Annotated in this window: 6 protein-coding genes; 4 read left to right on the top strand and 2 right to left on the bottom strand. The window is 46.4% G+C overall.

The annotated features are described in order from the left end of the window. Nucleotides 1–346 precede the first annotated feature (346 nt). Nucleotides 347–1585: an LL-diaminopimelate aminotransferase gene (locus tag QT974_RS22615; RefSeq protein WP_333470669.1), complete on the bottom strand. Its 1239-nt coding sequence runs from the start codon at nt 1583–1585 to the stop codon at nt 347–349. A gap of 497 nt (nt 1586–2082) precedes the next feature. On the opposite strand from QT974_RS22615, the gene QT974_RS22610 reads away from it, so the two are divergent. The 3 genes from QT974_RS22610 to QT974_RS22600 all read left to right on the top strand — a co-directional run bounded on the left by QT974_RS22610 (nt 2083) and on the right by QT974_RS22600 (nt 5527). Continuing rightward, entirely contained in the window at nt 2083–3174 is a 1092-nt protein-coding gene (locus QT974_RS22610) for a hypothetical protein (protein ID WP_333470668.1), read from the top strand. Nucleotides 3175–3402: 228 nt separating this feature from the next. Continuing rightward, the gene (locus QT974_RS22605) at nt 3403–3630 is read left to right on the top strand and encodes a hypothetical protein (RefSeq protein ID WP_333470667.1); all 228 of its coding nucleotides are present in this window, start codon (nt 3403–3405) and stop codon (nt 3628–3630) included. A 124-nt stretch (nt 3631–3754) separates the two neighbouring features. Beyond that, nucleotides 3755–5527, top strand: coding sequence for a DUF3352 domain-containing protein (locus QT974_RS22600; protein ID WP_333470666.1), 1773 nt, complete (start codon nt 3755–3757; stop codon nt 5525–5527). 478 nt (nt 5528–6005) lie between these two features. Here the strand turns inward: QT974_RS22600 and QT974_RS22595 are convergent, their stop codons facing one another. Continuing rightward, nucleotides 6006–6170 (bottom strand): hypothetical protein, encoded by a 165-nt coding sequence (locus tag QT974_RS22595; protein ID WP_333470665.1) that lies wholly within the window; start codon nt 6168–6170, stop codon nt 6006–6008. A 727-nt stretch (nt 6171–6897) separates the two neighbouring features. On the opposite strand from QT974_RS22595, the gene QT974_RS22590 reads away from it, so the two are divergent. Next, nucleotides 6898–8651 (top strand): two-partner secretion domain-containing protein (locus QT974_RS22590; protein ID WP_333470664.1); only part of this gene is annotated, 1754 nt, incomplete at its 3' end.

Genomic DNA, 8651 nt, shown 5'->3' with positions numbered 1-8651 from the left:
TACAGGGATGGAGCCGATACCTACAAACCTTGAATTATTTACACCGACTTACTTACGATCGATCGCTCTGGCGGGCGATCGCACAGCTAGCCCGCAACACGGCTGGGTAGACGCAAATAAAGTTTACGATCTCAGCTTCTGTCCCCCTCAAACCTGTCAATAAAATTGCTTAGATCGTTCGGAATCAACCCCTCAGACGATGGGGACTGGCATTCCCAACGATCTAACCGTTTAGATTGTGGGTAATTTACCGCACAGAAGCTGTTACCACCCAAACGAGCCTCGCAAATAATTGCTGCGGTATTTTTCCGTGTTGCTGCACTCAATTTGGCGATCGCCTTAGAGCCTAAACCTTAAACTTCTCGCCAATCCGTCTCATCGCTTCCTCCACATTTTCCCGAGTATTAAACGCCGAAATGCGGAAATAACCTTCACCCGCCGCACCAAAACCAGAACCCGGTGTTCCCACAACATTCACAGTATTCAGCAACTTATCAAAAAACTCCCAACTCGTCAAACCGTGAGGCGTTTTCACCCACACATAAGGCGCGTTTTCGCCACCGTAAACCTGAATTCCGGCTGCGGTCAATTTTTCGCGAATAATCTTGGCATTTTCCATGTAAAAATTGACTAATGCCTGAATTTGTGCCTTACCTTCCTCAGAATAAACCGCCTCTGCACCGCGCTGCACAATGTAAGAAACACCGTTAAACTTAGTAGACTGGCGGCGGTTCCACAGCTTCCAAATTTCCACATCCGAACCGTCAGCAGCTTTTCCTGTCAAAGTCTTCGGGACTACTGTAAAGGCGCAGCGAGTACCAGTAAAACCTGCATTTTTGGAAAACGAACGAAATTCGATCGCACAATCGCGCGCGCCTTCAATCTCGTAAATAGAATGCGGCAAACTCGGATCGGTAATATATGCTTCGTAGGCGGCATCGAAGAAAATAATCGAACCGTTTGCCTTAGCATAGTTTACCCAAGCTTGCAAGTGTTCTTTCGTGGCAGTTGCGCCTGTCGGATTGTTAGGAAAACACAAGTAAATTAAATCGACTTTCTTGTCTGTGGGAATGGAGGCTGTAAAATTGTTGTCTGCCGAAATTGGCAAGTACACAAAACCTTCGTATTCGCCCTTTTCGTTGGCATCTCCCGTATGTCCGGCCATGACGTTAGTGTCTACGTACACCGGGTAAACTGGATCTGTAACTGCGATCGTATTATTATTGCCAAAGATATCTAGAATGTTGCCGCAGTCGCATTTAGAACCGTCCGAAATAAAGATTTCCTCGCTATCGATGTCGCATCCCCGCGATTGGAAATCGTGCTCGGCAATTTTTTGTCGCAGCCATTCATAACCTTGTTCCGGGCCGTATCCTTTGAAAGTATCGTGGGAACCCATGTCTGCTATCGCTTCCACCATCGCCTCGCGACAAGCTGCTGGTAGGGGTTCCGTTACGTCGCCAATCCCCAACCGGATGATGGGGGCACCGGGATTCGCCTCCGCATAGGCTTTCACCCTGCGGCCAATTTCGGGAAACAGGTAGCCGGCTTTGAGTTTGAGGTAGTTGTCGTTGATAGTTGCCATAGTGCGATCGCTGCAAATGTCGTACAATAGCTTATACCATTTTAGATTTTAGATTTGAAATTTTAGATTTGAAATTTGAGGAATTGGGGAATTGAGGAATCGGCAAGCATTGATAACTGTAGGGCTGCCAGTTAGATTTTAGATTTTAGATTTTAGATTTTAGATTTTAGATTTTAGATTTTAGATTTAAAAATTGATAAATTGATGAATTGTCAAGGAGATAAGACTGTGAAGGCTTGTACTACCTGCGAGAGAGTCTAGAATTAGTTGGAAAACATCAAATCTGCTATCCGTCCTGTTTGAGCAAGCTTCACGGAACGGCAGATTTCAACCTCCCCCATCTCCCATCCCAGATTCTCCCCTCTCTACCACGAGTTTCCCCGACTTGTCAGTGTAGCCGCAGCAAGAACCCTATCCCTGCTCTCTGCTCGCAGGCCATTGACCAAAAAATCAAATCTGCTTGTATAATTAGAATAGTGTCCAACGCAGAAGCAATTATGGATGAGATCGAGTATACCAAACTCTATCAAGAACTGGCGGCAATTCTGGATGAGTTTAAATTGGATTGGGTCGTTAAACAAGTAGCGGAAACTGTAGAGATTGGCAAAACAATTGAAGAGCGATCGCTCAAACGAAAAACACCGCTACTGAAGATACAAGATTATACCGCAAAAGAACAGCTTTTGCTGTTAATTGAGGCTGTCGAGCAAGCAACCGTGAACTCTTCGGAGATGGAAGACGAAATTGCTTATTTCTTGAAAGTAGAATCAGAAAGCTCTCCTCTGGGTACAAAAATTACCTTTGCCAATTCTGGTACAGAAACAGCCCAAACCATCGAGTTTACATCCAGCGTGACAGCCCCGCGCCACAAACAGGCGATCGCCCTCAAGCAACTGCTGGAAAAACTGCCCTCCGGGCCCAGCAACTACGCGCTCAACTCCGAGATTAAAAGCAAATTAAAAAGCTCGATCGACCCAGATTTCAACAAAGCGGCAGAACAAGCAAGCATTTTTGATGCTTACCTATTCACGATCCTGCTCAAAGCAGTTGCTAATGAAGGTGGGACTGTTTATTACAACAATGTTGTAGATGACGAAACACCAAAATATTTAACATTTAGAAAAACCGCGGGAAAAATTCACGGAAATGCACATCCATACACTCATGCTGTGGTGGAATTTCCCAACAAACCCGCCCTCGAAATTCACCTAGGAGTAAAAGTCCAAGGTAGAGCCGGAGTTCTGCACAACTGCAACCTTTTAATTTTGTACCAAAAGGAAGCAAATATCTGCCGCTTGCTCGAACGCGAGCCGCGACACTCGCAAGTAATTTTAGCAGTAAAATCTGAATACTCTACCTCGGAACTCCAACTAGAAACTGCTGGCGCTTTTATCGGATTGGCGTCAGACATTCGCTACGAAGGCGGCAGCTATTTCATCTCTAACAGTTACTCGCAACCCACAGCAAAACTGCTAACTACCGCTCGCAAAAAATGGGAACTCAACATTTTTCCGAGAGCCACAAACAATGTTCACCGCCTGATGTACTCATTTCAAACTATATTTAAAGACTTTCAGGCCAGAAACTAATTCAACTAATTAATCTTACTGGCATTGCATTCATCGGCAAAATATCGGGAGATTACTTGCGTTAATCGGCCCTAAATCTGCCGTTGAGCGATCGCTCGAAGATTGATGCAATTCCAGCCTGCTGCACGGGTGTCAACTTTCCACCGAAACCCTGGAAAACTTTCGCTGACAGCGAGTAAGTAAGTCCAGCTAATTAAACGTAAAATACCGATCGCGATCGAGCTTGCTATGTATATCTTCTGCCTTCATCCTTCTACTTATTGCTCCCCTTGGCATCTCGATCGAACAGGGGGAAGCAATCATCTAAATTCTGGGGCGCATCGCAGGGGAGCGCGGGGGAATGCAGGCGATTGCAGACTCAAACATTATACGGGTATTACATTTGACGTATTTGTTGACAGCACTGCTGCTGCTGACACCGATCGGCTGTGTGATTTAACTAAGGATGATTTTTGAGGTTGTGCCCGGAGAGGTAAATTAGAGTTTCGTATATTTGCGCGGTTAAAGGTATCAGTTAATCTATCTGCTACATTAGCCAAGAATCATCTATCATGTTGCGAGCACCCGAACCTTACGAATAATGTTTAAGAAAGATAAATCTTCCCTGCTGTTTACGATCGGAGCCGCCACACTTTTGATCGGTTTAGGCTTTCTCACCTACTCGATCGTCATTTCCCGAGGCCCAGCCAAAGATTTGCCGCCGGGAGCAACCGTCGTTCCCCAAGATGCGATGATGGCTCTATCCATCAGCACCGATGAATCGCAGTGGAAAAAACTCGGAGAATTTGGTACGCCAGAGTCAAAAGCTTCGTTTGAAAGGTTTTTAAGCGAAATGCGCGATCGCCTGCTGACAAACAACGGTTACGCCTACGCCCAAGACATTCAACCGTGGGTGGGGAATACTGCAATGGTGGCCTTTCTGCGAAACAAAATAGCAATACCAGTCCCCCCATCAGCACCCAACGCGCCCCCGCGTCCGCCAATTCAACAGTCAGTCGCAATTATCCTGCCAATTGCCAACCCGATCAAAGCCAAAGAATTATTAGCAAAACCCAGACCCCTCAACCAAGGAAAAATGGTTGAGCGCAATTACAAAGGAGTGCAAGTTACAGAAACTCAAGGCGTACCCGATCGCAATTTCTCAGTCGCGGTACTAGGAACCAACTATCTAGCAGTCACCACAGATCCCAGCGCCACAGACAGAATCATCGACACCTACAAAGGCGAACCATCCCTCGCCAAAACCCCCGGCTATGGAGACGCCATCCAACAAATCAAAAATCCCGGCGCCTTCGGTCAAATCTACGTCAACATCCCGGTTGCGGCTGCTTATACAGCGGCCAACTCATCCCGAGAAATTTCGGCGGAAAACCTCGAAAAACTGCAACAAAATCAAGGATTTGCCACCACAGCGACCCTGGATGTAGAAGGAATAGAATTCAAATCAATCTCTTGGCTAAAACCAGACTCTAATATTCGTATAGCAGTAGAAAACAACGCTCTGAAAATGGCTAACCGCCTGCCAAATAATACAATTATGATGGTATCGGGCGGCAACTTGCAGCGTCTGTGGCAAGACTACGTATCAGGAGCTGATGCTAACCCCCTCTCGCCAGTTAATCCCCAAGTTTTGCGCACTGGTTTAAAATCCACTACCGGATTAGATTTAGACAAAGACGTTATCAACTGGATGGCCGGAGAATTTTCTGTATCATTAATACCGGCCCTGGCGCAGACTCCCAAAGACAAATATGCTGCGGGATTTGTATTTATGGTAGAAACAAACAACCGCAGCGCAGCTAACAAAACCCTGAAACAGCTCGATGAAACGATGAAAACGAAAGGGTTTAGAGTTGAGGAAATTCAACTCGGCGGTCAACCTGCAACTAAATGGACATCGCCCTTCGGAGGAATTACAGTAACTCGCGGCTGGACGGGCGATGTGGCATTTATTACAGTAGGAGCTCCCGTGGTTGATTCGATCGTTCCGGCGCCGAAAAGTCCGCTGTTAAGCAGCGAATTGTTCCAAAAAACTGTACGATCGCAACTCAAACCCCACAACGGCAATTTCTTCATCGATACCGAGACTGCGTTTAACCCGAAAAACCTAGCTTTACCGGAGTTTCCTCCCAACCAAAAAATCTGGATCGATGCCATGCGGTCGATCGGCATCACAGCAGCAGTCATTGGCGATCGTACCACCCGCTACGACGCTTTTGTCGGTCTCAAAAAATCCAACCAATCCACTCCTGTACCCAGTCCTGCTGTACCCAGTCCTGCTGTACCCAGCCCTGCTGTACCCAGTCCTGCTGTACCCAGTCCCTCGCCCACCGTCCAAAATTCTCCTAATTAACTCTTAAATCATTCCACAAATCTGCCGCGACAACCCATTAAACAGTAACGCGGCGCGATCGATTAAAACCTAAAAGCAGCCGCTCGAAACCGACAATAGCCAATGTGGCTGTCAGAGGGAACTGAGCCAGATTTAAGTAGTTTTACTGCACTCTCACCTCACACCAAGAAACCGAAAAACCCGGTTTTTTCAATAACCGGGTTTCTGAACATTCTCAAAATTTGACTGAGAGGCGAACCAATAAATAAGTTCGACATCCGTTGCAGTATCAGGGATCTAACGGATGGAAACAAGATTTGTCTAGCACATAGTCGATGCAAAATTATCATGGAACACCAAAACTTATAGCCTTTCTGATTTTTTCGGTTACAGGCGAGCAATTCCCGATAAGATTGCCGTCGGTTCTTAGCTATGGAAATTATCTGCGTTAGTCTGCGTCTATGTAACTTAATCTGCGATTTGCCGATCGCTCAAAAATTTAGGCAACAATTCTACCGATCGCCTTCCAATTTCCAACCCAACCTCCTATTGCCAAGATTCTGCCACAGGCACACAAACCTTCACAACCAAGTTTTTTTTGCCAGAAAGAATTGGTTGAAAGCCCGCCCGCCAGAGCGGGATCAATTAAAATCAGACTATTCATTACTCCAATCCTCGGACTTATAGGTAGAGGTCGCTCTCAAACTGTCACAGGTCAACCCTCAAGCGGTCAACTGTTGAATGTAGTTTTTGACTGCAACTAAGTATTTTCGTTAAAACCCGATTTTTTAATACTTAAAAATATTCACTTAATTTTTATTGTCATAATTTTTAAGGCAAATGATTGTAGAGTATGCTTTTTTTTTAGTATAAAATGAAACCCTAAATTTTAAAAGTTTTTTTTATAGTCAGTATGGAAAGCAGAAACCGGGTTTTTCAATTCCCATAATTCGTGGGAACGCAACTCTCAAGAATAATTAAATAACTAGGTTTCTGTCCGAGTGCATTGGTTTGGAACAGCAATTTTTTATGTCATGGGGAAGATACAGATTTTAGCTAAGGTCAGTTATATTAAGGTTGGGGAGAAGATGCGCTAGGGAAATTGCATATGCGGTGGCCATTTTTACTCATTTAGTCATCAACGAACTTTCGGTCAGCAATCCGGTTGCTTGATAGATATAGCTTCTTCAACCAAAATTTTTCTACCAACCGGTGTCTGGAACAGAGGGTGCATCTGGTTTCTGAGGATGGTTCTCGTATGACCGCATACAAATTATTAGTTATAATCTGATATTTATCGAGGTCATGCGATCGCCCCTTGAAACATATTCGCTTGCAAATGCACCCGGAACAGATCCCTGTAATTTATATATTTCACACTTTAAGAAGCTATGAAAACCGCCAAAAATATGCAAATTCCGGCGAAATTCCTGTCTAAAGCAAGAATCAGCAAACTGGTACTGTCTCTGCAAATAGTCTTAATAAATCTTTACTTTTGGCAAGCAAAAGCCGAAGCTCAAACCATTGTACCGGCGGCGGATGGAACTGGTACAACAGTAACTCCTGCAACCCCAACGGTAACTCCAGCAGGACAAACTCGCTTAGACATTCAAGGCGGACAATTATCGAGCGATCGCCAAAATCTTTTTCACAGTTTTACACAATTTGGCTTGTCGCAAAATCAGATTGCTAACTTTATCTCAAACCCGAACATTCGCAACATTCTAGCGCGCGTCGGGGGGGGGAGCCCCTCAATTATTAACGGCTTAATTCAAGTAACAGGCGGCAATTCTAACTTGTTTCTGATGAATCCATCCGGTATCATTTTTGGCAACAGTGCCAGCTTAAACGTGCCGGCTTCTTTCACTGCAACCACCGCTACCGCTATTGGATTGGGTTCTAACTCGTTTAACTCTACAGGTACTAACAATTACACATCTCTGACAGGCACGCCCAATTCCTTTACATTTGGAGCCGATCGAGCCGGAGCAATTATCAGCACCGCCGACTTAGCAGTCAAGTCAGGGCAGAACTTAACCTTACTTGGCGGCACCGTTGTCAGCACCGGCAATCTGGCGGCCCCAGGCGGTCAAATTACCGTCGCATCAGTCACGAACAAAAATTTAGTGCGAGTCAGCCAGACCGGGAACCTGCTGAGTTTGGAAATCCAGCCATCAGCAACCGGGGGCACGGGAACATCCGGTACAGCTTCCACATTGGCTGTAGCATCATTGCCAGAACTGCTCACAGGCATCGGTCAAGCTAACGCTACAGGCATCAGCGTCAACGCTAGCGGTCAAGTGGTACTCACCCCGTCCAACCGAGCAATAGTGGCGGGAGACGTAGCACTAAAAGGTGTCAGCGCTGGGGCGATCGAAATTCAAGCAGCCAACAGCATTGCAGTGAGCGGAAACCTGACGGCTACCCCAAGCGACTCAATACGCGGATCGATCGGGCTGCAAGCTAGCGGCGACATTAGCACCGCTGCTCTCAATGCCAGTTCCACCACCGCAGCAGGCGGCAACATCAGCGTCACCAGCCGTACAGGAAAAGTAGAGACAGGCAACATCAACACAAGCTCCACAGAGAAAACCAGCAACGCCGGAAACGTTAGCATAGCAGCACCCTCCAGCAGCATTCAAACAGGGTTCATAGACGGCAACTCCGAAGAAAAAAAAGGTGGCGAAGTCACCCTCAAAGCCAGCAACGACATTGAAGTAATCCGTATCAACACCCAAGGCGGAACAGCGGGAGGAAACATTGAGATTACAGCCGACCGTTATTTCCGAGCCACAGGCACTTTCAGCAACAATAGCAACTGCTTGGCGCCAGCTTCTTGCAGCATTTCTGCGGCCGCGACTATTAGCGCTAACGGTGGAGATATCATAATTCGCCACCGGGGCCAACAATCCTCGAATAGTCTTTTCAGCGTTGGGCGCGACTATAACAGACTCAACGGTACTGCTGGCACCATTTCGACTGGGGGTCCAAAGAAGGAAAATACGATCGCATACGGACTTTATTCCAACCCCGGCCCTCAGATAGTAGAACCAACACGAATTACGATTGTCGGTTCTTCAGGCTCGCCAACACCAACACCCGCACCAACACCCGCACCAACACCCGCACCAACACCCGCACCAAC

The organism is Microcoleus sp. BM001215392 (assembly GCF_036700185.1).
Classification (GTDB): Bacteria; Cyanobacteriota; Cyanobacteriia; order Cyanobacteriales; family Microcoleaceae; genus Microcoleus.
Note: the sequence above shows the minus strand (reverse complement) of the source record. Positions and strands in the feature narration are given on the sequence as shown.